The organism is Paenibacillus sp. FSL R7-0302, from assembly GCF_038006885.1.
GTDB lineage: Bacteria > Bacillota > Bacilli > Paenibacillales > Paenibacillaceae > Paenibacillus_AQ.
In genome coordinates, this window is the sequence record NZ_JBBOWB010000001.1 from 2427565 (window position 1) to 2452508 (window position 24944).

The window sequence follows — 24944 nt, forward strand, 5'->3', positions numbered from 1 at the left end:
TATATTGTACATTTATAGAGTGCAGAACGGAGGCAACATGATTATAACTACGGGCTTTGACCCGATACCGCAAGTGGTGGCCCGGGCCCGGGAGCTTGCGGACCGCACAGGCTGCGCCTATGCTCCGAGAGCGAAATTCTCGATGGGCAAGCTGGTGGAGCATTACGGGGACGAACAGGTTCTGGTGGTTCTGCAGGAGGCCGTCCGGCTGATTACGCCGGGAATGCCGCCGATGGAATTCCATCCCAGCATGGGGTTCGTCCGCGCCAAAAGAATCTTAAGAGGCGAGCCCGACCCTATGATCGATGCCGCAGGCATGCTCCCCGGTGATAGCGTGCTGGACTGCACGGCCGGACTCGGAGCGGATTCGCTGCTGTTCGCCGTCACCGGTGGGGAGACCTCCAAGGTGACGGCGCTGGAGAGCTCGCTGCCGCTGTACGCCCTCCTGCTGGAAGGGATGAGCGGCTATGTATCCGGCCAGGTGAAGGTGAACGAAGCCCTGCGCCGTATTGATGTGCGGCACGGGGATCACCTGGAATATCTGCGTGCCCAGCCGGACAAGAGCATCGACATTGTCTACTTCGACCCGATGTTCCGGGTGCCGCTGACGGATTCGGCGGCGATCTCGCCGCTGCGGCAATTCGCCAATCCGGCTGCGCTATCGGCTGACAGCGTGGCTGAGGCCACCAGGGTGGCCCGCAAGACCGTGCTGCTCAAGGAGAAGGCGCTGAGCGGAGAATTCACCCGCCTCGGCTTCAAGGAGCTGCTGCGGGCCAATGCCAAAACATCGTACGGGGTGATTACCATTGACAACTAAGAAGAAACGCAAAGTGCTTGTACTGCTGGGTCCGACAGCGGTCGGAAAGACCAGACTGAGTCTGGAGCTGGCCGAGGCCCACGGAGCCGAGATCATCTCCGGGGATTCGATGCAGGTCTACCGCGGGATGGATATTGGTACCGCCAAGATTACGCCGGAGGAGATGAAGGGCATCCCCCATCATCTGATTGATATTCATGATCCGCAGGATGCGTATTCCACGGCTGAATTCCAGGAGCAGGGGGCGCGGCTGATCGAGGAGATCAGCGCGCGAGGCAAGCTGCCTTTTATTGTGGGCGGTACTGGACTGTATATTGAATCGTTATGCTACGGCTTCCGCTTCTCCGAAGCGGTGGCTGACGAGGCTTTCCGCGAGCAGCAGGAGGCCTACGCCGAGGAGCATGGGGCTGATGCCCTGCATGCCCGGCTGGCAGCGGTAGACCCGGCCAGCGCGGAGCGGCTGCATCCCAATGACCGCAGGCGGATCATCCGCGCGCTGGAGATTTATCACCAGACGAACGTCCCGTTATCCGACTCGCTGGCCGTCCAGAAGAAGGAGTCTCCCTATGAATTATGCCTGATCGGTTTGACAATGGACCGGAAAATACTATATAAACGTATTGAAGAGCGAATCGATCAGATGCTAGCGGATGGCCTCGTGTCTGAGGTGCAGCGGCTGCTGGATCAAGGCTACGGCAGGAGTCTTGTGTCTATGCAGGGTTTGGGCTACAAGGAAATTGCCGCTTACCTGGAGGGGGAGATGACGCTTGAGGAAGCCGTGGTGCTGCTGAAGCGTGACACCCGCCGGTTTGCCAAGCGGCAGTTGTCATGGTTTCGCCACATGAAGGAGATTCAGTGGATTGACGTCCTGGAGTGCCAAAACTTTTCTGAGAATTTTGCGAAATTAAATGGTATAATAGCAGGAAAGTTTCTCACAGGTCTTGAATATACTTCTGAACAATCTAATTGAACCATTGGGGGTACGTCATATGAACAAGTCCATTAATATTCAAGATACGTTCTTGAACCAGCTGCGCAAAGAGAATATCCCTGCTACAGTATATTTGACCAACGGCTTTCAAATCCGGGGAATTATCAAAGCGTTCGACAACTTCACCATTGTCATCGACAGTGACGGGCGCCAGCAGATGGTGTACAAGCATGCGATCTCCACATTTACGCCGCAGCGGAGCGTATCACTGATGCAGGACAACAACAGCGAGAATTAAGATTTTACCGTCTTGAAGCGAAACCTTTTTGTTTATAAATCGTTTGAATAGAGAGTGCGAGAGAGCAACCTGCGAAGGTTGTTCTTTTCATTCGTGAACATCATTTATGTTTTTTCCGTTAAGGGAGTCAGGAGGCAGCATGTCCAGAGACCAGTTAACCCGGAGCGGCGGTAACAGAAACAGAGGAAGTCAGCCGCCAAGCTCCCAAGGGAAGCCGAAGAAAAAAAAGAAAAGATTCTTAACCAAAAAACGTGTGCTGTGGAGTTTGTTTTTTTCAGTTGCGCTGGCTATTTTTTGTGCGCTGGGCGGCTATTTGTTCATCATGCTGAACGGGCAGAAGCTGCTGGAGGAGAACAGGGATAAGCTGACGATCAATCCGCCGACACAGATTTTTGACCGGAACCGGAACCTGATCGGCGAGCTGTCATTGGAGAAAAGCGATCCGGTGGAATATGAGGATCTTCCCCAGATGCTGGTTAAAGCATTCGTAGCCACCGAGGATAAACGGTTCTTCGAGCATAACGGGGTGGACCTCTGGTCCATCGGACGCGCGGCGGTCAAGGATATTGCGGCCCGCAGTATGGTAGAAGGCGGGAGTACAATTACCCAGCAGCTGGCGAAGAACATCTTTCTGAACCGCGACAAGACCTTCTTCCGTAAGGCGACCGAGGTGTCGATTGCCGTTGCACTGGAGAAGCAAGAATCCAAAGAGAGTATTATCACGATGTACCTGAACCGGATTCCGTTCGGCGGAACCACTTACGGGATTAAGGCAGCATCGATCCGTTATTTTGGGAAAAGCGATCTGAATGACCTTAAGCTGTGGCAGATAGCGACCCTGGCTGCAATGCCCAAAGGGCCGTCCCGCTATAATCCGCTGCGTAACCCCGAGCTGTCGAAGGAACGCCGGGGCGTAGTGCTTCAACTCATGTATGAGCAGAAGCTGATTACCAAGGAGCAGATGGACGAGGCGAAGGCTGTGGATTACAACTACAAGCCGCCTGAGAAGAAGCAGCGTTACCAGGCATTCATTGATTATGCGATTGGTGAGGCTGAGGACAAATTCGGGCTGACCGAGGATGATCTCAACATCGGCGGGTATAAGATTTACACAACTATGGATAAGCATGCCCAGGAGACGATTGAGGATGCTTTTGCCGACAGTGATAACTTTGAGAAAAGTGTGGACGATGAGCTGGTACAAGGCTCGATGACCATTGTGAATCAGGAGAACGGCAGCGTTGTAGCCTTGATGGGCGGACGTAATTATGAGAAAAAAGGCTATAGCCGGATCGACGGCAGCCGCCGCTCACCGGGTTCTGCCTTCAAGCCCCTGGTATCCTATGCACCGGCACTGGAATCCGGCAAATTCACGAATGATTCCATGCTGAGCAATGAGAAGCAGTGCTTCGGCAAATATTGTCCGAACAATCTGCACGGGTACTCGAAGTCGATCAGTATGAGCGATGCGCTGACGAAGTCGGAGAATATTCCGGCGGTTTGGCTGCTGAATGAGATCGGTGTGAATACCGGCTTCCAGTTCGCCAAGAAGCTTGGCATCAACCTGAAGGATGAAGACAAGAACCTGTCGCTCGCCCTCGGCGGGATGAGTGAGGGAACGAACACGATGGAGATGGCCCAGGCCTACAGTGCCTTTGCTAACGGGGGAGAACTGCGGGAGGCATACTCGATCAAGTCTATAGCTGACGCTGATGACAAGACCGTCTACAAGGCGAACACCAAGGCAGACCGTGTGATGAGTGAACAGACGGCCTATCAGATGACAGAGATGATGCAGCGTGTTGTACAGGACGGTACAGGTAAAAAAGCGAAAATTAACCGTCCGGTAGCCGGTAAGACCGGTACAACACAAAGCGGATATAAGGGCATCAGCTCGAACCGTGATGTCTGGTTCGTCGGCTATACGCCGGAATGGACGGCAGCGGTATGGATGGGCTACGACAAGCCGAGCAAGACCCATCTGCTGAAGAACAGCAGTCCGCTGGCCGCTGCCTTCTGGGGCAAGGTCATGGAGAAGGCGCTCGAAGGTGTACCTGCCAAGCAGTTCCCGGTACCGAAGGGCGCTGCTCCAGAGGTAGAGGCTACGCCGACGCCTGAAGCGGTATCGGCGGTAACGGGCTTCCAGGCTGCGTATGATCCATCCACGATGACGGTCAATATGAGCTGGAATCCTGCTGCGGCCAGCGGGGTAGAATACCGTATTTACCGCCGCGAGACGTCTGAAGCAGACTTCACCCCGCTCATGAACACCATGGCCTCGAATATCGGGGACATCAGTGCGATGCCGGGACTGTCTTACGAATATTATGTTACTGCATATTATCAGGAACTAGATCAGGAGAGCGAGCCTTCTGAGACTATAACGGTGTCCGTTCAGGATGAGCTTCAGACCCCTGAGCCAGAGATGACGCCTGACCCGACTCTGCCTACGGATAGCCCCGATAACGGCGGCGATTCCGGAACTGGAGAGAACGGCGGCAATCCGCCAGACAATGGACCTGGGAATAACGGATCAGGTAATAATGGTCCAGGTAATCACGGTCCAGGTAATAACGGCAACGGTCGAGGAGGGGATAACGGCAGCGGAGCAGCCACAACCCCGCCTGAGATGACACCGCCGCCTGCGGCTGCCACGCCAGAGCCGTTACCGACACCGGAGGCGACAACCGGTACGGTTGATCCCGGAATCATCCCTGACCCGAATGCCGGAACCGATCCGGCAAGTGATCCGGGCAGCGGTTTTGTCGAAGGGCCCGGCAATGTGCATTAGACTGACTTGAAGTCAAATTCATAGCATGAACGATTACCCTGACAGCTCCGGGAGCTCTGCGCGATGCAGAATTGCCGGATGTCGGGGTTTTCTTGTTTTGAGTGTCTCTGCAAAATGTGTTAAGCTGAATGCACCATTATCAGAAGAGGGTTATTCATATGAAACGTAAATTCGGAGACCGGGCCAACTGGCGCAGGATTACCCGCCGCCATTTTGCCTGCCGCTATGTGGAGACCCGGGAGTTCAGCGGTTATATCACACTCTACACTATATACGGGCTGAAGGAGCCGCTATGGAAGAGTTACGGCAGGCATACATACCGCATTGCGGACAAGGGGTATTCATGGCTGCAGTATTTTCCCAAGGACAGCCACTATATTGTGACGGCTATGTTTGATGAACGGCAAAATATTGTGCAGTGGTACATTGATACCTGCAAGGTCCAGGGTGTGACCGATCAAGGGGTTCCCTGGTTCGACGATCTGTATCTGGATGTTGTCGTACTGTGGAATGGTGAAGTGTTTTTGCTGGATGAGGATGAGCTGGAGGAAGCGCTGGAGCGGGAAGATATCACGGACAGTGATTACCAGTTAGCCTGGTCAACAGCCAATGCAATACTGCGTGCGATAGACGCTCATGCCTTTCCGTATTTCTCCCTTTCACTGAAGCATCGTGCCGAATTGTTTCATCACGGAGAATTTAGGAGGAAGTAGATCATGGATTGGTATGTCTATCATCGGGGTTCATCCCCGATACGTAAAGTGTCGCGCAAGCGCCATCACCGTACAAAGCGGGTGCTGGCGGTTTCGCTGCTGGTACTGATTGTGGCCGGATTCATCTGGTGCGGAGTAGCTTTTAACAGAATTAACAGTGCAGCAACTACCTCACCCATGGTGAAGGCGGACGCCGGAGTTATTCTGGGGATGTCGATGTGGGGGGATGAACCGAGTCCCGGGCTGAAGGAACGGCTGGATTATGCGCTTGAGCTGTATAAGTCCGGTGCATTCAGCCATTTTGTTGTCTCTGGAGGGCTGGATCAGCCGGAGTATAAGTACACGGAAGCCGAAGGCATGCAGAGGTATCTGGTTGCCCATGGAGTACCGGATAAGGTGATCTATCTGGAGGACCAGTCTACCAGCACTTACGAGAACCTGCTCTTCAGCAAGACCGTCATGCAGCAGGAGGGCTTGTCTTCAGCCGTCGTGATTACCCATGATTTCCATGGCCGCCGCGCCTTGGAAATTGCGCATAAGCTGGGGTACAAGAACCCGGAGCTTGGTGTCGCAGAGTCTAAAGTGATGTCGATGCTTAAGTATAAGTCCCGCGAGATTCTGGCCTACACCAAATGGAAGTTGCAGGAGCTGTCGCTGTAAATCTGCTAATTTCCAAAACTGCTAATAACGCCTTTTATACTGGAATAGACTGGTTAGAGCAAGTCAGACCTGTATAATGAGGTGAACTAGGTGAACGGACATGTAGCGGCGGCAAGCAGCGGACGGGAAGAACGCAGACCGTCCAGGCAGATTAACATTGTGCTGAATAATCAGGCTCCGGCCCCGGTGTCCGGCTTGCCGGCTGATAGCGCAGGCGGCACGGCAGCTCCCAAGCCCGGCAGCCATAGCGGACTGTTCCAGGAGCTGAGCCGGGAGCTGGATGCACTTGTAGGTCTGGATAACATCAAAGAGCTGGTCTTCGAGATCTATGCCCTGCTGCAGGTGGCCCAGATGCGCAGTGAAGCCGGACTTGCCACCGGAGGCCAGGCCTACCATATGGTATTCAAGGGCAATCCGGGGACTGGCAAAACCACGGTTGCACGGATTGTGGCGAAGCTGTTCCAGCGGATGGGTGTGCTCAGCAAAGGGCATCTGATTGAAGTAGAGCGCGCAGATCTGGTAGGCGAATATATCGGACATACTGCCCAGAAGACGCGGGATCTGGTGAAAAAAGCGCTCGGCGGTATTCTCTTCATCGATGAAGCTTACAGTCTGGCCCGCGGCGGAGACAAGGATTTCGGCAAGGAGGCCATCGACACGCTAGTGAAATCGATGGAGGACCACCGCAGCCAGTTTGTCCTGATTCTGGCCGGGTATTCCGGCGAGATTGACTATTTTCTGATGAGCAATCCGGGTCTGCCCTCGCGGTTTCCGATCCAGGTTGAATTTCCCGATTATACCATCGACCAGCTGCTGCAGATTGCCGAGCTGATGGCCAAGGACCGTGATTATATTTTGATGCCGCAGGCCATACTCAGACTCAAGCAGCATTTGCTTATGGAGAAGACAGAGAGTCTGCATGCTTTCAGCAATGCAAGGTATGTACGCAACAGTATTGAGAAGGCGGTACGCGCACAGGCTGTGCGGCTCTTGAACCAGTATGAGAGTACAAGTCCGGGCAAGCAGGAGCTGATGACGCTGCGGACCGAGGATTTCAAAGGATAGTCCAGGAAGAATAGATGAGGAGCATGGAATGAATGGCAACTACAACACATGACACAGAGACAGAAGTGCAGGACCGGGCGATTCTGGTCAGTCTGGTGACTGACAAGATCAAACGCACCGGGATCGACCCTGAGCTCTCGCTCCAGGAGCTGGTACAATTAGCAGAGACCGCCGGGCTAGAGGTGCTGGATGTATTGCGGCAGAATAAGGAGACCCCCGATTCCAGGTGGTTTATCGGTAAGGGTAAGGTGGAAGAGCTTCGGATGGCCGCTGACGGGCTTGGCGCGAATACTGCCATCTTCGATCAGGAGCTGTCCGGGGCGCAGGTGCGTAATCTGGAAGAGGCGCTGGATCTCAAAATCATTGACCGCACACAGCTGATTCTTGATATCTTCGCCGGACGCGCGAAGACCCGTGAAGGGATCATCCAGGTAGAGCTGGCCCAGCTGTCTTATCTGCTGCCGCGCCTGTCCGGGCAAGGCAAGAATCTGTCGCGTCAGGGAGGCGGAATTGGTACGAGAGGTCCCGGAGAGAGCAAGCTGGAGACGGACCGCCGGCATATCCGTGAGCGGATTACCGAGCTGAAGCGCCAGCTGGATGAGGTGGTCAAGACCCGTGAGCTGCACCGTGAACACCGCCGCAAGAGCGGTGCGGTTCAGGTGGCACTGGTAGGCTATACCAACGCGGGCAAATCCACGCTGCTGAAGCAGCTGACCGATGCCGATGTGTACATCGAGAACCAATTGTTCGCTACCCTTGACCCGACCTCGCGTGTGCTTCAGCTTCCGGGCAGCAAGGAGGTCGTGCTTACAGACACCGTCGGCTTCATTCAGAATCTGCCGCATGATCTCGTAGCCTCCTTCCGCGCTACGCTGGAGGAAGTGAATGAAGCCAATCTGGTGCTGCATGTGGTGGATTCCTCTTCTCCGATGCGTGAGGAGCAGATGGAGGTCGTTCAGAGTATTCTGCAGGATCTGGGCGCGGCAGGCAAACCGCAGATCGTATTGTTCAACAAAATCGATCTGTGTCAGCCGGAGCAGCTGGAGATGCTCCCGACCGGTGAGGGCTTCCTGAAGATCAGTGCTTTTAATGAGGAGGACCTCTCACGGATCACGGAGATCATCAGCGATCAGCTGGCCGGGGATACTCTAATCTTCCGCATTCCCGGTGACCGCGGGGATCTGTCCTCTCTGCTCTACCGGGTGGGCGAGGTGCTTGAACAGGATTATGACGGAAGCGATGTACTCTATAACGTGAGGCTGAATAAAGAGGATTACGATAAATGGAGCTACAAGCTGGCTGAATTCGTGGAGCCGCAATAATGGCTTATCTGACCCGCTGGGAGTTGGCATGAACCGCTAAGATAGGAAGCATTCATAGCCCGCATAGCAACAGTCTGCTTCGGATATTGATCCAGGCAGGCTTTGTTGTGCGGGTTTTCCGGGAATCGATGCCTATCAGACTGTACATCACTTGCGGAAGCGGGGCATCATTATACAGAATGTTAGGAGAGATGAAGGGGACATGGCAGGATTTGCAGAGGATTTATTACAGGCAGCGGAAGCTGCAGAGCTTGAAATTGAAGGTGCGGTCAAGGCGCTGGACCGGATTGTGGATCATAATCAGTGGAAGGTGATCGAAGCCTTCCAGCGTCAGCATGTGAGTGATTTTCACTTCGCAGGTTCTACCGGTTATGCCTACAATGACCGGGGGCGTGAGGTGCTGGATCTGGTCTATGCTGAAGTATTCGGTGCGGAAGCGGCGCTAGTCCGGCCGCATTTCGCTTCAGGAACTCATACCATATCAACCGCTCTGTTCGGTGTGCTGCGGCCCGGAGATGAGCTTCTGTACATTACAGGACGCCCCTATGATACGCTGCACAAGGTGGTGGGGAAGCCAGGAGACGGGAGCGGCTCTCTGGCAGATTTCGGCATCGGCTACCGGGAGACAGCGCTGACAGAAGAGGGAAAGGTTGACTGGGAGGAGGTCGCCTTAGCAATAAATGACAAGACCAAGGTCATCGGAATCCAGCGTTCGCGCGGCTATGACTGGCGTTCGTCCTTCACGGTCGCTGAGATTGGCGAGATGGCAGCGCGGGTAAAAGCCATTAAGCCGGATGTGATCGTATTCGTGGATAATTGCTACGGTGAGTTCACCGAGACGCTGGAGCCGCCGCAGGTTGGCGCTGATCTGGTAGCCGGTTCGCTGATCAAGAATCCCGGCGGCGGAATCGCCGAGACCGGCGGTTATATCTGCGGCCGTGCAGAGCTGGTGGAGCTGGCGGCCTACCGTCTGACTGCCCCTGGAATCGGCGGTGAGGTAGGAGCGATGCTCGGCACGACGCGCGGCCTGTATCAAGGCCTGTTCATGGCCCCGCATACGGTGGGACAGGCTGTGAAGGGAAGTATCTTCGCAGCGGCGGTATTCCAGCGCTGCGGCTTCACCACCAAGCCTGCCTGGCATGAGCCGCGTACGGATCTGATTCAGGCGGTGGCTTTTGACGGACCCGAGCATCTGATTGCCTTCGTACAAGGCATCCAGCGCGCAGCAGCGGTAGACAGCCACGTCGTGCCTGAGCCTTGGGACATGCCGGGATATGAGCATCCAGTCATCATGGCTGCCGGGACCTTCATCCAGGGCGGAAGCCTGGAGCTGTCAGCCGACGCGCCCATTCGCGCACCGTATATCGGGTACATGCAAGGCGGATTAACCTATTCTCATGTCAAATACGGGGTATTAATGGCTCTTCAGAGCATGAGGGAGCGCAAGCTGCTGTAGTTCTCGAACACATAGGAGGCAGAGGCCGATGTACGAAGCAGAAGCAATCGAGGGATTGTTGCAGAAAAGGAGTGCGGACAAGGCTCCACTAGTCGTCATGATGTGCGGAGTAGCGGGTTCGGGCAAAACGACTTTTGCGCTTAAGCTGGAGCATGAGGGGTTCGTCCGGCTGTCCATCGATGAGGATATCTGGAGTACATATGGCCGCTACGGGATAGATTATCCTGAGGAGGAGTACGAATCCTTGAAGGAACAGTCGGAACGCAAGCTGCGCAAAGAGCTGGTGCAGCTGGTTCAGGCGAAGCGTCATGTGGTGGTGGATTTCAGCTTCTGGCAGCGGCAGCGCCGGGATGATTACAAGCAGCTGATCGGGGAGTATGGCGGGAAATGGGCTGTGATCTTCCTCAAGGTACAGCCTGAAGAGCTACGGCGGCGGCTCCTGTTAAGAAGCGAGCGGATGGATGCCAATGCGGCATTCACCATTACCGAGGAGATTCTGACCCGTTTCCTGAACGGATTCGAGACTCCGGCTGGAGAAGGGGAATGGGTCGTTGAAGCGTGACATGCCATGAAACATGTACAGTAAGCCTTTAAGGCCCCCGCAAAGCATCTATTTCGTCATCGGAACTAAAGCCCTGTTATGTGGGCGGATTTTGCCTGCGGATTGCTCTTTGTGATATACTTCGGGGAACCAAATCCCATGCATCGGACACTTTGATCTGTTAATCTCACAATGGGTGAAAGAAATCTTGTGAGAAAAACTCACATACCATTGACACGCCATATAAGGAAATGTACAATGAGATGAGAAAAAGATCATTGGAAGGTTGGATGAGTCATGGGTGATGAAATCCGCAGAAATATGGCATTATTTCCGATTGGAATCGTAATGAAGTTAACAGATCTATCCGCCAGACAAATTCGTTATTATGAGCAGCACAGCCTGATCGTACCTGCGCGTACCTCCGGCAACCAGCGTTTGTTCTCTTTTAATGATGTGGAACGTCTGCTTGAGATCAAGGCGTTGATTGAGAAGGGTGTTAATATTGCCGGCATCAAGCAGGTGATGAATCCTGTCTCGAAGGAATCTGAAGAAGCTACGGTTATTACCCCTGACACAGAGGTGAGACGTAGAGAGTTGTCTGATTCGCAGCTTCACCGTCTGCTGAAGCAGGAGCTGGTTTCCGGTAAAAGACCGGGACAAGTGTCTCTAATCCAAGGTGAGCTATCCCGGTTTTTTAATAAATAATATAGAGCTGTTGAAAGGGAGAGGGTAACGTGAGCTTTACTAAAGAGGATATTCTGCGCATTTCCAAGGACGAGAACGTCCGGTTTATTCGCCTGCAATTCACCGATTTGCTGGGAACGATCAAGAATGTAGAGATTCCGGTAAGCCAGCTTGAAAAAGCACTCGACAATAAAATGATGTTCGATGGCTCGTCCATCGAAGGTTATGTGCGGATTGAAGAATCCGATATGTATCTGTATCCGGACCTGAGCACCTGGGTGATCTTCCCTTGGGTGACTGACAGCCGTGTGGCACGTCTGATTTGTGATGTGTACATGCCGGATGGCACACCGTTTGCCGGAGACCCGCGTGGTATCCTCAAGCGTTGTCTGCAGGAAGCGGAAGAAATGGGCTTTACAGCTATGAATGTTGGACCGGAGCCGGAATTCTTCCTGTTCAGAACAGACGAGAAGGGCAATCCGACTACAGAGCTGAATGACCAGGGTGGATATTTCGATCTGGCGCCAATGGATCTTGGGGAGAACTGCCGCCGCGAAATCGTATTGACACTGGAAGAGATGGGCTTTGAAATTGAAGCCTCCCACCACGAAGTGGCTTCCGGCCAGCATGAAATTGACTTCAAATATGCCGATGCCATCAAGGCAGCGGATCAGATTCAGACCTTCAAGCTTGTCGTGAAGACGGTAGCCCGCCATCACGGCCTGCATGCAACCTTTATGCCTAAGCCGCTGTTCGGTATGAACGGATCTGGTATGCACGCTCACCAATCCCTGTTCAAAGGCAAAGAGAATATGTTCTACGATGAGAGCGATAAGCTGGGCCTTAGCAAGACTGCCCGTTATTACATGGCGGGGATTCTGAAGCACGCACGTGCTTTTGCAGCGATCACTAACCCGACTGTCAACTCTTACAAGCGTCTGGTGCCTGGTTATGAAGCACCTTGTTATGTAGCCTGGTCTGCAAGTAACCGTAGCCCAATGATCCGTATTCCGGCTTCGAGAGGACTTAGCACACGCGTTGAGGTTCGTAACCCGGACCCTGCGGCTAACCCTTACCTTGCACTGGCTGTTATGCTGAAGGCAGGTCTGGATGGAATTAAGCGTCAGCTCGATCTTCCAGCTCCTATCGACCGTAACATCTATGTGATGTCCGAAGAAGAGCGGATCGAAGAAGGCATCCCAAGTCTGCCAGCCGATCTGAAGGAAGCCCTGAACGAAATGATCCGCAGCCACGTGATCACTGAAGCCCTCGGCGAACACGCCCTGGCCCACTTCTACGAGCTGAAGGAAATCGAATGGGATATCTACCGGACCCAGGTCCACGAGTGGGAAAGAGATCAGTACATGACGCTTTACTAGGATACAGTAGCCCCCGGCGCTCTAAACGCAGGGGGCTTTTTTGTATGTGGACGCGGGAGGATTTCTTTTTGTTTTTAACGATGTTCTACTCCAAAATAAAGGACTGTCCCAGTAGCCATTTCATGGCTTTTGGAACAGCCCCTTGTAATTCATCTTAGCAATGCCGCCGGCGTTTTTTATGCTTACAAACGATAATCGCTTTTTGACCCGGGTGCAGTTTTACGACAATTACTTTTCGATGCTTCGGGCAAGACATAGTAGCTGCCTCCTATTGATTTGACATATAACAGAATATGTTCCTGGGATCAATATGGAGTGGACGTAGTTACTACACTTCAATAAAGGGGCGGATTAACCAACCTCTCCTCGAAAATTGTTCAATCCCCACCAAGCCCCTGCAAATTAGAGGGGAATTGGAGCCACTGCCTCTTTTTGCGGGGACAGGAGCGGTGGAGAACTCTTGGGTTAATTCGGATTTAGCCAGTCACCGGTGGATTTCTCTAGCTGCGATTCCGTATTGATAATCGAATCTAGTAGCTCCATTATCTGATGAAACTTTAATGGTATAGACTCCTGCTGGCCCGGCAGGTCCTTCTTTGTAAACTTGATAACCGTTACTTGCCGTAGTATGCCCATTAAAATAAACCGAACCATTAGGCGAATATATTATTTTCATTCCTTTGTGGTTTTTGTCTCCCAAATAAAATCTCAAAAAGCTTCCATCACTTTTATCATAATTAAATGTGTACGTTTCGACGGAACTTAATAAGTACGTATCCCAACTATTAAATACGTCACCCATTATGGTTATAGCTTTTGTTTTGAGAAAGAGGCTTGGGCATTATCTGCGAAAGAGGTACCAGGTAGGCAAGCTAATGCTACAACAGACAAAACTATCAAAAATAGATAAATGAAAGCTCAATCCATAAAATAGAAAGCTATAGGATAATTAAAAATAATCGTAAAAAATGAAAGAGATCAGTACATGACGCTTTACTAGGATACAAGCAGCCCCTGTCGCTATACACGCTGGGGGCTTTTTATATTTTTTTAGAGAGTATGATTTACATCTGTCCGGGGATCTAGTGCTCTTACGTATGTGGGGGCCAAGATGTATGCGGAAAACCGAATACAATGGATCGCCGGGGGGCGACAAGGCGAAATATATGTGAAAAACCGAATACATTGGACAGTGGCGAGGACATGAGGGCCAAATGTATGCGAAAAACCGAATACAATGGGTGTCACGGAGACGACCAGGCCCAATGTATGCAAAAAACCGAATACAATTGGCGGCAGCGAGGAGATTATTTTATATTGTGCTGAAGACATACCAAAAGAACAGGCTTCCTAAAGCTAGCACAGCAGTCATACCAAGCAGCACTCCAATAATGACTTTTTCAGATCTGTTGTATTTCTTCAATTTGATCACCTCAACAAACTCTAATATAAAAAACCAACAGCTCTCTTTTACCGAGAAATAAATCCCGGACTGCTGTTGGTATATGGAACTGAACGTCTCTGATTAGGTTAATGTATGATTATATATTTTGGTGATCCTTATGATGAAGATCCCTATATTCATTCTTTGTTAAACCAAACAACATAGAATCATGATATTTACCATTGATATAGAAGATTTGACGTCGGACTCCTTCTTGAACGCATCCTAATTTTCTAAGCATAGCAGCCGATGCCTTATTTGCGTCCAGAACATAATCATTAAATTTATTAAGTCTACGCTCGAAAAATGCATATTTTAAGAGCATGTGCACTGCCCTGGTACCGTAACCCTTACCTCGATAGGGATGATCAATTACAATACCTATGCTGAAAGTACCATTCCTCTCGTCAATGCTGTTTAGATTAATACCACCTACCGTTTCACCATTCATATTTTCAATAGTAAACATGATTCGGCCATTAGTGGATGAAAATTCAACGTTCTCTTCAACGAATTTCTTCGCATCCGAGATTGTAGGCGGCAATTCAATAGTACATTCCAGAAAACGACGGGCAGGGGTATCGAATGCAGTTAAATATATACTTTCCCAATCCTCAGCCTCTATTGAACGCAATCTAATTTCATCATCTTGCCAATAATAGTTTGTATAATCTATATTTCGCATAAGTACACCTCCAAATAATATCACGATTCTATAAGTTTATCTCATGAAATATATATTTTGGAGGTGCTTTTTGATTATAAGTAATCTTAACATGATGACATTACTTAGATGGTGTAGTTCTAAGATTATTGTTCAAAGTCAAACGGGGGGCGGAAGATCTGCTACATTAGTATATAAGTTATTCCGAAGTATGTTTATAAAAAAGGCGCCTACTACCACCAAGCGTAGTATGTGCCTAGCTGCTTTGTAAGTTGGTTGATCGTAGGGAGGATCTCTGGCGAATATTCGCTGATCAGAACACCTTGGATGAGCGGCATAGCCTTAAGCGAAAATCCATTCACGTTCCCTCCCAGGTTTTATAGATTATTCTTCAATGGGAACCGGGGACCGGAAGGCATACCATAGCAGTCCATAAGCTATTCCGAAGTAAAGGATTACACCCAGTATGGATATGGACAGAAGAATGAGGATAACTTTATTTCCATTCATACATTTATCTCCTACTTAAAAAAACTCTCCCGATTTTTAGTATGGGGGAGAGGAGTGAAGATGACGACTGAGCAAAGCCCTTACATCATAATATAAAGGAATTATAACTTCAGATCAATCCATTTTACATACTATTCCATCTCCTATATACTTAACCAGAAGAGAATCCTAGTGGCAGACATGGGAGCGGATGATGAAGAATACATATAAGATTATGCTTTCGCTGATGCTCATCCTGGCGTTGATAGGTCCGGTGGCTGGGGCGGAAGGAGCGGCTGTGCCAGCGGAGACCCAAGCGAGGCTTATGGAGCAATATGGGCTGGATGCGCCGCCTCTGCCGGTGTGGGATTGGAGCAGCATGGATGTCGGGGGCAGTGGTATTAGCAGTGGGATGCTGTTCGTGTACCGGATGATGTTGAATCCGCTGGGGGTCATGCTGCAAGAGATACTATATATTCTGTAGTAGAGGGGGAAAAGAATGAATTCGCTTTATGATACGCCAATCCCTGCACGCAGAGTCCGCAGGAGATCGGGCGGTAAGTCGTTACTGGTCCTTATCCTAGTTCTGATTGTGATGGCGGTTACGAATCCGGGAAAGGAAGCATTCAGTGAATATTCTGTAAAGAATCTGGAGAATACGCTTGATCAGGAAATAGGCGACGGAATTACCAAACTGGTGGCCCAGCCTGTAATTGAGTCATTGACCAAGAGGGATAACTACATTTTGTTCTCTGTATTCAGTGTACCGGACCTTAAGAATACCAATTTTTTTACCCGGGATGGCGGGGCCACGAAGAAGTATATCGGATTGTTCAAAATCCTGTTTATTAAGCTGTAAATATGGTTTACATATTGTTCCATAACCCGGTATAATTGAATAGATTCGAGACGGAATCTTTAATATGGTTGTGGAACAAGGAGGAACGAAGTTGAATACGGCTTATAAAGTTCTGTCCAGTGATGCTGATCTCTTCGCTGCCGCACTGGCACAGGTACAGGTCTACGTCGTTCAGCTGGTTGATGGCAAACCGCATGTGATTGCTGATTATGCCGGACCTGTACAGAAATGGACACCGGAGTACATAGTGCTGGCCGGAATGACTTATAGACGCGATGAATTTGAATTCCGGGTACGATTGAACAAGAAGTGAGCAGAATTCGCTACCCGCTGTCTGCGGCTCTAACATTACTGCCGAATCACACAATCTTTGGAGTCATTCTTGGCATCTCTTATACTATCCAAGTGTAAAAGAGGTGTAAAGATGAGCCAAAGAGAACGTAACCGGATTCGCAGAGCCATTAATGTCCTGCTGACACAGCGGGCTGTCCTGCTGGAGAGACTGGAAGAAATCAATGAGAATCTGCGCAGAGTGCCTAGAGGTTCGCGGGCCAGAAGAGAGCTACTGGCAGCCAGAGAATCGATCCGCGAGGCCATTCGTTTGAATACGGTGGCTATCCGTCTGTTGAGAAGTGTGCTGTAGTCTGTATCCTCTCTAATTCATAGGAGTCACAGGAACCCTTGGGGCGCAATCTGGCGTCTCAAGGGTTTTTGTGACGTTCCTATTCCCGGATGGTGACACGGGTACCTATAGGTACGAGGGCGGCTAGAGCCAGAACATCTGCATTGTACATACGGATACAGCCGTGAGAGACCATATGGCCGATGGAGGAGGGGTCATTGGTTCCGTGGATGCCGTAGTGCGGCTTGGACAGTCCCATCCAGAAGGCACCGAACGGGCCGCCCGGATTGGGCTGCTTGTTAATGATGGTGTATTCGCCTACAGGCGAGACGGTTAACATTTTGCCGATGCCGACAGGGAAGCCTCTGGTGACAACGTCATTATCCAGCAGGTACAGCATGCGCTGTGACAGATCGACGATAATTCGGTAATTGGGCATACAGATCAGCACTCCTTTGTAACAGGATATGTGCGGAGCTATGCAGCGGTTCGCAGAAAAATGGCCAAAAAGCCGAGTGCGAACAAATGTTTGCATTCGACTTTTTGGCCATTATACAAAGTGAAATGAACAGAAAACAGGCTGCTTCGCATGGTGCGGAGCAGCCTGTTCTTAAGCGGGGAGTAGATTAGTGGATATCGCGGAATAATCCGATGACCCGTCCCAAAATCGTAACGCGGTTAAGGCGAAGAGGCTCATATGCCGGATTCTCCGGCTGCAGCCTGATATGATCCCGTTCCTTGTAGAAGGTCTTGACAGTTGCTTCATCTTCTTCGGTCATCGCTACAACAATATCGCCGTTGTCGGCAGTCTGCTGCTGGCGTACGATGACATAATCCCCGTTCATAATTCCGGCATCCACCATACTGTCACCAAGAACAGATAGCATAAATACCTTGTTATCGCCTACATAATGAGCAGGCAAAGGGAAGTAATCCTCAATATTCTCTGTAGCTGTAATAGGAACACCAGCTGTAACCTTACCCACTACCGGGATGCGGGTAACGGTCTGGACGAATTGATGCACATTCTCTGAATCTTCCTGACCGAGTAATTCAATGGCACGCGGTTTCGTTGGGTCACGCCGGATCAGGCCCTTCTTCTCAAGCCGGTCCAAGTGACCATGCACGGTGGAGCTGGAGGCCAGTCCGACAGCCTCGCCAATCTCGCGGACGGACGGAGGATAACCCTTGCTGCGGACTTCATTACGTATAAATTCCAGGATCGCCAGCTGACGACTAGAAATCTTTGACATCGGTATCAACCCCATATACTATGTTTGGGAAAATTATAACATAGAACTTCCGTTCGTACAAACATAAGTTCTAAAATGAGGAAAATAAGAGAACGAAAAAATAGAGAACAAACGTTCCGAAAAAACTATTGATCGAAACACATGTTCGTGTTATATTATTTTCGAAAGCAAGAACATGTGTTTGGAGGATGATGATCATGTTAAAGTATAGTACATACAACAGCATTTACAATAATGAGGATATCAAGGTGTCCGCTCCCGGTAATCCAACTGCTCATAGTAATGTAACCAAGATCAAGGGCGCGATTCTTCATAGTCTCTCTGCGCTATCATCACTATTCCGTCAGGTCAGCCTGATGAAGCTGCTTCTGGTGCTAATGCTTGTTATTTCGGGATTCACTGTGGTGGGGAATGTTTTTGCCGGTTCGGTCTCTTCAATGAAGCCGGATAAGCGGATCGTAGTCGAACGCGGAGATACCTTATGGAGCATTGCGTTAAGCAACAAGCCTGAGGACATGAAGACAGCCGTATATATAGAAGGAATAATGAAGAGTAATCATTTGGAGAACAGCTTCATTAAGGCCGGAGATATTCTGACTTTACCTTTATACTGAAGGAATGCAGCAGGCTAGTGATCGACTTGGAGAGCTTTCAGGGGGTAGACCTTGACAAGCTCTTTTTCTCATGGCAAAGTTAAAATGAATTTAGAGGGAGGGAAACGTATTGAATATTGACGAATTGGTCGCACGCATCAATGAATTGGCACGCAAAGCTAAGAACGGCGGCCTGAATGAAGAGGAACTGGCTGAACGTGCCAAGCTCCGTGAGATTTACCTGGGGAATATCCGCACTAACTTTCGGGCCCAGCTTGATACTATCGAAATTGTGGACAATCCGGAGCATGAAGAGGGCAATAACGGACTTAAGCATTAGCCTGTTGCCTTTTCATAGATAATACAGGATGACTAGGGGGAACTTACATGGCCCGTTCTTGGGAAAGAATGGTTCAACGCAACACCAAGCAAATTAACCAGCAGCGAAAGAAGCAGGGGAAGGATTCCATTTACACTTCCAGCACAAAGACTGCCGCGAAAAGCATCGATATTTTCAAAGGCCGGAATATTGTATTCCCCGTTGTACTGATGCTGCTTGGCATCATGTTCTGGGTGGTCGGCTCGATTGACGAAGCTAAAGGAAGCGGGATTCTGGCCAACTGGCTGGGGGTAGTGCTGTACTTCCTGCTCGCTGCGCTGCTGTTCTTCCGCCGTCCATTCCTTAAGGTTGAGCGTGCGCGTATCTCTACTATTAAATACAACCGCGAACGCTTCCTGGCTGCGGCGGATATTGAGAAGATCACCTTATCACGCAGTGTAGTTACCATTAAGTATAAGGGTAAGCGCAAGCAGTGGATTTTCTCCAAGCTGATTAACCGTTATGACACCGCTGCGATGGGGGAACGACTGGAGCAGTTCGCCAAGAACAATAATATTGAACTAGTGCACGAATAGGAAGACAGACCAGCATATAGGGAGTGGGAGAACTAATGCCGATTACCGCCGTACTATTTGACCTTGACGATACTCTGCTGTGGGATGACCGCAGCGTGGAAGAAGCCTTCCGCTATGCTTGTGAGGCTGCTGGAGATTCCGTTGATCCGCAGGAGCTGGAAGCTGCTGTACGCAGAGAAGCCCGTGCCCTCTATGAATCCTATGAGACGTATCCGTTCACGAAGCTGATCGGAATTAACCCATTTGAAGCGCTGTGGGCGAACTTCACTGCCGGTGAGCAGCCGGAGTTCCGTCAATTGGAACAGCTTGCCCCCGTCTACCGCAAGGAATCCTGGCGCCGCGGCCTCGCCGCACTCGGGGTAGAGGATGAAGCGTTGGCTGCACAGCTGGCTGATAAGTTCGCCGCTGAGCGCCGTAGCCGTCCCTACATCTATGAAGAGACACTTCAGGTGCTGAACGAACTGCGCGGTAAGGTGAAGCTGCTGCTGCTGACGAACGGCTGCCCGGCACTTCAACAGGAGAAGCTGGATGGTGTGCCGGAGCTTACTCCGTATTTTGACCACATTGTAATTTCAGGAAGCTTCGGCAAAGGCAAGCCGGACAAGGGAATCTTCGAGCATGCGCTCGGACTGCTGGATATTACTCCAGAGCAAGGGATAATGGTGGGCGATAAGCTTACGACAGATATTCTTGGCGGCTTGTCTGCCGGATTGACCACGGTCTGGATCAACCGCAACGCAAAAGCTGCGGACCCGGAGATTACGCCGGATTACCAGATCAGTCATCTTTCAGAGCTTCTGCCGCTGGTAGACTCCCTATAATTGAAACATCTGTGTTTTTAAAATTGTAAAAGGTCAAAGAGCAACGGTCCTCCCGTCACTGGAGAATTGTTGCTCTTTATTTTTTTATTTGAAAAGTATTTTCGTATCCCGCTTAAACAGCGGAGAGGACGGAACGAATGTGGAAAAGCGATAGCGTTCGCCTGAAAGCTTTCCGCAGGAAAGCTCGCTTCGGAAGCATCAGCAGTCTCCGGATTTTCACCACATGAATGAAAAAAAATCTGGAGAGCACAGCGATTGGAACATCGGTCCGTTCGCGTAGCGTTCACCCATGTGCGCACCATCAAAGATATGACTATTCTCATGTTAACGAGTGAATCATACAGCTTCTTTAAGGCAAATTGAATAAAATGTGTATAATAAGAAGAGTAGTGATCTGACTTTCATTGTAATATAGAATTGATATGTTCGTGGATGAAGAAGAATCTACCTATGAACCGGGAGGACTTCAGATGATGAAGCCAAGGATACGCAGGGGACTTATATGCATTATAATGGGGATGACGCTAGCCGGATGCTCGGGAAATAAGGAAGATGAGATGCAGATGCATGCTGCGGCCAATTCCTCCATGTCACCGATTAAGGTGGAGCTGAGCTGGACCCCGGAGGAAGTAACCGCAGGTACGGCAGTTAGCTTCAAGGCTGTGGTGACACAGGACGGTGAACCGGTTGATGATGCGAGAGAAGTAATGTTTGAAGTCAACGAGGCAGCGGATAAGACCCGGAAGGTTGAAATCACGGGTGAAAGTGCTGGAGAAGGGGCTTATGTCGGGGAATATACCTTTGAAGAGGCAGGCGAATTCAGTGTCACTTCACATGTGACTGCCCGGACGCAGCATTCCATGCCAAGCAAGCAACTGGTGGTAGCGCCTTAAAAGAAATAAAATCAATGGAAATACAAATAATGCAGGGTGGAAAGGAAGGCTTTCCGAAATCCCTTTATTCTGCTAAAATTACTCTAATGTTTCACTGGGGGGATGGAAAGTGGCTAAATACACACTTGCTGAGAGCTTGCAGCAGCGCATATTGATACTAGATGGAGCTATGGGTACCATGATTCAACAGGTGCCGCTCACCGGTGAGGATTTCGGCGGGGATGACCTGGATGGCTGTAATGAAATGCTGGTCCTGACCCGGCCGGAGGTTATTCAGGACATTCATGAGAAATACCTGGAGGCCGGTGCAGATCTGATTGAGACGAATACCTTCGGTGCCACTTCAGTGGTGCTTGCCGAATATGATATTCAGGACCGTGCCCGGGAGATTAACCTTGCGGCCGCCAGACTTGCACGTAATGCCGCTGATAAATATGATACACCGCAGCGCCCGCGTTATGTTGTAGGAGCTATGGGACCGACCACCAAGACGCTTTCCGTTACCGGGGGAGTCACCTTCAAGGAGCTTATAGACAGCTATGAAGAACAGGCTGTTGCCCTGATCGACGGCAAGGTGGACGCGCTGCTCCTGGAGACATCCCAGGATACCCTGAACGTGAAGGCTGGAAGCATTGGCATCCGTAACGCCTTCGAGAAGAGCGGAATTACGCTGCCGGTGATGATTTCAGGAACGATTGAACCAATGGGAACTACACTTGCCGGTCAGAATATAGAAGCCTTCTATATTTCGCTGGAGCATCTGAAGCCGGTGTCCATCGGACTGAACTGTGCTACCGGACCGGAGTTCATGCGGGATCATATCCGTTCGCTGTCCGCGATCTCTTCAGCGGCCGTCAGCTGCTACCCGAACGCAGGTCTGCCGGATGAGAACGGGAATTATCATGAATCCCCGGATTCTCTGGCCCGTAAGCTGGGCGGCTTCGCTGAGAAGGGCTGGCTGAACATTGCCGGCGGCTGCTGCGGAACGACTCCTGATCATATCCGGGCGATGGCTGAAGTGATGGCGGCTTACCCGCCGCGTAAGCTTGACGGCCAGCATCCTCCGGCTTTGTCGGGGATAGAGCCGGTGTACGTGGAGAGTGAGAACCGTCCGTATATGGTCGGTGAACGGACCAATGTCCTCGGTTCCCGGAAGTTCAAGCGTCTAATCGTCGAGGGGAAATATGAGGAAGCTTCGGAGATAGCCCGTGCCCAGGTGAAGAGCGGCGCACAGGTTATTGATGTCTGCGTGCAGGACCCGGACCGGGATGAGACGGAAGACATCATGCGGTTCCTGGAGCTGGTGGTGAAGAAGGTCAAGGTGCCGTTAATGATCGATACGACGGACCCGAAGGTCATTGATCTGGCCTTGCAGTATTGTCAGGGTAAAGCGATCATTAACTCCATTAACCTTGAAGATGGTGAAGAGAAATTCGAGCATGTCACACCTCTGATTCATAAATACGGAGCAGCGATTGTAGTAGGCACCATCGATGAGACCGGTCAGGCTATACTGGCTAAGGACAAACTTGAGGTTGCCAGACGTTCCTACGATCTGCTTGTCAACAAATACGGTCTGGCTCCCGAGGATCTGATCTTCGATACCCTTGTGTTCCCTGTTGGAACCGGGGATGAGCAGTATATCGGCTCCGCCAAGGAGACGATTGACGGCATCCGTCTGATCAAGGAGGCTATGCCTGCTGTTCACACGATTCTCGGTATCAGTAATGTCTCCTTCGGTCTGCCGGAAGCCGGCCGCGAGGTGCTGAACTCAGTATTCCTGTACGAGTGCACCAAGGCCGGTCTGGATTATGCCATTGTGAACACCGAGAAGGTGGAGCGGTACGCATCGATCCCTGAAGAGGAGCGCAAGCTCGCAGAAGAGCTGATCTATAATACGAATGACGACACCTTGTCAGCGTTCGTGGCGGCTTTTCGCGGCAAAAAGGTCGAGAAGAAGGAGAAGATCTCCAATCTCTCCCTGGAGGAGCGCTTAGCTTCCTATGTGGTAGAAGGAACTAAGGAGGGGCTGATCCCGGATCTGGATGAAGCGCTGAAGACCTCGCCTCCGCTGGAGATTATTAATGGACCGCTGATGGCGGGGATGTCTGAGGTCGGAAGGCTGTTCAATAACAATGAATTAATCGTGGCAGAGGTGCTTCAGAGTGCGGAGGTCATGAAGGCCTCTGTAAGCCATCTGGAGCAGTTCATGCAGAAGGATGAGACCTCGGTTAAGGGGAGAATCATGCTTGCGACCGTCAAGGGCGATGTACATGATATCGGTAAAAACCTGGTCGAGATTATTCTCTCCAACAACGGTTATGAGATCGTCAATCTGGGGATCAAGGTTCCGCCGGAGAATATTATTGAAGCCTTCCGCAAGGAAAAGGCTGACGCCATCGGCTTGTCGGGACTGCTGGTGAAGTCGGCGCAGCAGATGGTGCTGACTGCGCAGGATCTGCGGTCCGCCGGGATTGATGTGCCGATTATGGTGGGCGGTGCGGCACTGACCCGCAAATTCACCAAGACCCGAATCCGTCCGGAGTATGACGGGCTCGTCTTATATGCCAAGGATGCCATGGACGGTCTGGATATCGCCAACCGGCTGATGAACCCGCTGGAGCGGGTGAAGATTGAGGAGGAGGTCCGCGAGGAGGCTGAGGCTGCCGTAGCTGTCGCTCCGCAAGCGCCGCTGCCCGAGCTTACGCGCGCAGTCCGCTCCAAGATCTCGGCTGATGCCCCGGTGTTCATCCCGCCTGATCTGGAGCGTCATGTCCTGCGGAATTATCCGCTGGGACATGTGATTCCTTATGTGAATATGCAGATGCTGCTTGGCCATCATCTCGGTCTGCGCGGCTCTGTAGAGGCGCAATTGGCAGCGCGGGACCCGCGTACGGTAGAATTGAAAGAGACCGTGGACGATATTCTGCATCAGGCGATGCTGGAAGGCACGATTGTGCCGCATGCGATGTATCAGTTCTTCCCGGCCCAGTCACGCGGGAATGATATTCTGATCTATGATCCGCAGGATCAGGCCAAGGTGCTGCATACCTTCACCTTCCCGCGCCAGAATGTGGAGCCGTATCTCTGCCTTGCTGACTTCCTGAAGCCAGTGGAGGGCGGAGTCATGGACTATGTGGGCTTCCTGGTGGTTACTGCGGGACATGGTGTCCGTGAATTATCGACTGAACTTAAGGATAAGGGTGATTATCTCCGTTCCCATGCTCTGCAGGCAGTCGCTCTTGAGGTCGCGGAGGGTCTGGCTGAACGTGTCCATCATATGATGCGCGATACCTGGGGATTCCCGGACCCGGCAGATATGACTATGAAGCAAAGACATGGCGCGCGTTACCAGGGCATCCGTGTATCCTTCGGCTACCCGGCCTGCCCGGATCTGGAGGATCAGGGGCCGTTATTCAAGCTCATGAAGCCTGAGGACATCGGCGTGCAGCTTACCGAGGGCTTCATGATGGAGCCGGAGGCTTCGGTCTCGGCGATGGTCTTTGCCCACCCTGAAGCGCAGTACTTCAATGTGGAGAAGCTCTGAGCCTTCCGCATGCTTACCGGTCAGAAGGGGCTATGCCCCGACTTTTCGGAACCTCCCGTTACCGGGAGGTTTTTTGCTGCAAAAGATGCTTTTGCAGCAAAAACAGAGTAGAATTCTTGTCATAAGAACAGACAAGATCACAAAAAATAATGAAGACATCAGAGCGAGAGAGGGGAGGGGCATA

Annotated in this window: 27 protein-coding genes; 22 read left to right on the forward strand and 5 right to left on the reverse strand. The window is 51.1% G+C overall.

Annotated features, from left to right (window positions below; genetic code table 11):
• Nucleotides 1-37: 37 nt before the first annotated feature.
• The 12 genes from MKY96_RS10600 to glnA all read left to right on the forward strand — a co-directional run bounded on the left by MKY96_RS10600 (nucleotide 38) and on the right by glnA (nucleotide 12660).
• Nucleotides 38-817 carry a class I SAM-dependent methyltransferase gene (locus MKY96_RS10600; RefSeq protein ID WP_340940257.1) on the forward strand — a complete coding sequence of 260 codons (780 nt, stop codon included), beginning with the start codon at nucleotides 38-40 and terminating at the stop codon, nucleotides 815-817.
• Nucleotides 807-1787 carry a tRNA (adenosine(37)-N6)-dimethylallyltransferase MiaA gene (gene miaA / locus MKY96_RS10605; protein ID WP_340940260.1) on the forward strand — a complete coding sequence of 327 codons (981 nt, stop codon included), beginning with the start codon at nucleotides 807-809 and terminating at the stop codon, nucleotides 1785-1787. The genes MKY96_RS10600 and miaA overlap by 11 nt, the downstream gene beginning before the upstream one ends.
• Nucleotides 1788-1806: 19 nt before the next feature.
• Nucleotides 1807-2046: an RNA chaperone Hfq gene (hfq, locus tag MKY96_RS10610; protein ID WP_036724623.1), complete on the forward strand. Its 240-nt coding sequence runs from the start codon at nucleotides 1807-1809 to the stop codon at nucleotides 2044-2046.
• A gap of 139 nt (nucleotides 2047-2185) precedes the next feature.
• Complete coding sequence (locus MKY96_RS10615) at nucleotides 2186-4837, forward strand: transglycosylase domain-containing protein (RefSeq protein ID WP_340940264.1); 2652 nt, start codon at nucleotides 2186-2188, stop codon at nucleotides 4835-4837.
• 158 nt (nucleotides 4838-4995) lie between these two features.
• Nucleotides 4996-5550: a DUF402 domain-containing protein gene (locus MKY96_RS10620; RefSeq protein ID WP_076079356.1), complete on the forward strand. Its 555-nt coding sequence runs from the start codon at nucleotides 4996-4998 to the stop codon at nucleotides 5548-5550.
• Between the two features lie 3 nt (nucleotides 5551-5553).
• Nucleotides 5554-6210, forward strand: a complete 657-nt coding sequence (locus MKY96_RS10625) for a YdcF family protein (RefSeq protein WP_340940267.1) — start codon at nucleotides 5554-5556, stop codon at nucleotides 6208-6210.
• 90 nt (nucleotides 6211-6300) lie between these two features.
• Nucleotides 6301-7275: an AAA family ATPase gene (locus tag MKY96_RS10630; RefSeq protein WP_209880048.1), complete on the forward strand. Its 975-nt coding sequence runs from the start codon at nucleotides 6301-6303 to the stop codon at nucleotides 7273-7275.
• Nucleotides 7276-7307: 32 nt separating this feature from the next.
• Nucleotides 7308-8597, forward strand: coding sequence for a GTPase HflX (gene hflX / locus MKY96_RS10635; protein ID WP_340940269.1), 1290 nt, complete (start codon nucleotides 7308-7310; stop codon nucleotides 8595-8597).
• 202 nt (nucleotides 8598-8799) lie between these two features.
• Complete coding sequence (locus MKY96_RS10640) at nucleotides 8800-10053, forward strand: methionine gamma-lyase family protein (protein ID WP_340940271.1); 1254 nt, start codon at nucleotides 8800-8802, stop codon at nucleotides 10051-10053.
• Between the two features lie 28 nt (nucleotides 10054-10081).
• Nucleotides 10082-10615, forward strand: a complete 534-nt coding sequence (locus tag MKY96_RS10645; protein WP_076079351.1) for an AAA family ATPase — start codon at nucleotides 10082-10084, stop codon at nucleotides 10613-10615.
• A gap of 276 nt (nucleotides 10616-10891) precedes the next feature.
• Complete coding sequence (locus MKY96_RS10650) at nucleotides 10892-11302, forward strand: MerR family transcriptional regulator (RefSeq protein WP_019910684.1); 411 nt, start codon at nucleotides 10892-10894, stop codon at nucleotides 11300-11302.
• A 29-nt stretch (nucleotides 11303-11331) separates the two neighbouring features.
• On the forward strand, nucleotides 11332-12660 hold the full coding sequence (gene glnA, locus MKY96_RS10655) for a type I glutamate--ammonia ligase (protein ID WP_036724635.1): 1329 nt from the start codon (nucleotides 11332-11334) through the stop codon (nucleotides 12658-12660).
• A 484-nt stretch (nucleotides 12661-13144) separates the two neighbouring features.
• Here glnA and MKY96_RS10660 read toward each other — a convergent pair whose 3' ends face one another.
• The 3 genes from MKY96_RS10660 to MKY96_RS10670 all read right to left on the reverse strand — a co-directional run bounded on the left by MKY96_RS10660 (nucleotide 13145) and on the right by MKY96_RS10670 (nucleotide 15278).
• On the reverse strand, nucleotides 13145-13462 hold the full coding sequence (locus MKY96_RS10660) for a hypothetical protein (protein WP_340940273.1): 318 nt from the start codon (nucleotides 13460-13462) through the stop codon (nucleotides 13145-13147).
• 739 nt (nucleotides 13463-14201) lie between these two features.
• Nucleotides 14202-14789: a GNAT family N-acetyltransferase gene (locus MKY96_RS10665; protein WP_340940275.1), complete on the reverse strand. Its 588-nt coding sequence runs from the start codon at nucleotides 14787-14789 to the stop codon at nucleotides 14202-14204.
• A 363-nt stretch (nucleotides 14790-15152) separates the two neighbouring features.
• On the reverse strand, nucleotides 15153-15278 hold the full coding sequence (locus tag MKY96_RS10670; RefSeq protein ID WP_340940277.1) for a hypothetical protein: 126 nt from the start codon (nucleotides 15276-15278) through the stop codon (nucleotides 15153-15155).
• A 214-nt stretch (nucleotides 15279-15492) separates the two neighbouring features.
• On the opposite strand from MKY96_RS10670, the gene MKY96_RS10675 reads away from it, so the two are divergent.
• The 4 genes from MKY96_RS10675 to MKY96_RS10690 all read left to right on the forward strand — a co-directional run bounded on the left by MKY96_RS10675 (nucleotide 15493) and on the right by MKY96_RS10690 (nucleotide 16759).
• Complete coding sequence (locus MKY96_RS10675) at nucleotides 15493-15741, forward strand: hypothetical protein (RefSeq protein WP_340940280.1); 249 nt, start codon at nucleotides 15493-15495, stop codon at nucleotides 15739-15741.
• Nucleotides 15742-15756: 15 nt separating this feature from the next.
• Nucleotides 15757-16116 carry a hypothetical protein gene (locus MKY96_RS10680; RefSeq protein WP_340940282.1) on the forward strand — a complete coding sequence of 120 codons (360 nt, stop codon included), beginning with the start codon at nucleotides 15757-15759 and terminating at the stop codon, nucleotides 16114-16116.
• A 91-nt stretch (nucleotides 16117-16207) separates the two neighbouring features.
• Nucleotides 16208-16429 carry a hypothetical protein gene (locus MKY96_RS10685; RefSeq protein WP_036695469.1) on the forward strand — a complete coding sequence of 74 codons (222 nt, stop codon included), beginning with the start codon at nucleotides 16208-16210 and terminating at the stop codon, nucleotides 16427-16429.
• A gap of 111 nt (nucleotides 16430-16540) precedes the next feature.
• Nucleotides 16541-16759 (forward strand): hypothetical protein, encoded by a 219-nt coding sequence (locus MKY96_RS10690; protein ID WP_036695468.1) that lies wholly within the window; start codon nucleotides 16541-16543, stop codon nucleotides 16757-16759.
• Nucleotides 16760-16838: 79 nt separating this feature from the next.
• On the opposite strand, the gene MKY96_RS10695 is transcribed toward MKY96_RS10690, so the two are convergent.
• Nucleotides 16839-17177 (reverse strand): L,D-transpeptidase, encoded by a 339-nt coding sequence (locus MKY96_RS10695; protein ID WP_076079347.1) that lies wholly within the window; start codon nucleotides 17175-17177, stop codon nucleotides 16839-16841.
• Nucleotides 17178-17364: 187 nt separating this feature from the next.
• On the reverse strand, nucleotides 17365-17991 hold the full coding sequence (gene lexA / locus MKY96_RS10700; protein ID WP_036695466.1) for a transcriptional repressor LexA: 627 nt from the start codon (nucleotides 17989-17991) through the stop codon (nucleotides 17365-17367).
• A gap of 197 nt (nucleotides 17992-18188) precedes the next feature.
• Between lexA and MKY96_RS10705 the strand changes: the two genes are divergently transcribed.
• The 6 genes from MKY96_RS10705 to metH all read left to right on the forward strand — a co-directional run bounded on the left by MKY96_RS10705 (nucleotide 18189) and on the right by metH (nucleotide 24760).
• On the forward strand, nucleotides 18189-18605 hold the full coding sequence (locus MKY96_RS10705) for a LysM peptidoglycan-binding domain-containing protein (RefSeq protein WP_340940283.1): 417 nt from the start codon (nucleotides 18189-18191) through the stop codon (nucleotides 18603-18605).
• A gap of 109 nt (nucleotides 18606-18714) precedes the next feature.
• Nucleotides 18715-18924, forward strand: coding sequence for a DUF896 domain-containing protein (locus MKY96_RS10710; RefSeq protein ID WP_036695465.1), 210 nt, complete (start codon nucleotides 18715-18717; stop codon nucleotides 18922-18924).
• A 47-nt stretch (nucleotides 18925-18971) separates the two neighbouring features.
• Nucleotides 18972-19499 (forward strand): hypothetical protein, encoded by a 528-nt coding sequence (locus MKY96_RS10715; RefSeq protein WP_036695464.1) that lies wholly within the window; start codon nucleotides 18972-18974, stop codon nucleotides 19497-19499.
• 35 nt (nucleotides 19500-19534) lie between these two features.
• The gene (locus tag MKY96_RS10720; protein ID WP_340940284.1) at nucleotides 19535-20320 is read left to right on the forward strand and encodes an HAD family hydrolase; all 786 of its coding nucleotides are present in this window, start codon (nucleotides 19535-19537) and stop codon (nucleotides 20318-20320) included.
• Nucleotides 20321-20832: 512 nt separating this feature from the next.
• On the forward strand, nucleotides 20833-21213 hold the full coding sequence (locus MKY96_RS10725; protein WP_340940285.1) for a FixH family protein: 381 nt from the start codon (nucleotides 20833-20835) through the stop codon (nucleotides 21211-21213).
• 169 nt (nucleotides 21214-21382) lie between these two features.
• Nucleotides 21383-24760, forward strand: a complete 3378-nt coding sequence (gene metH / locus MKY96_RS10730) for a methionine synthase (protein WP_445671432.1) — start codon at nucleotides 21383-21385, stop codon at nucleotides 24758-24760.
• Nucleotides 24761-24944: the final 184 nt, after the last annotated feature.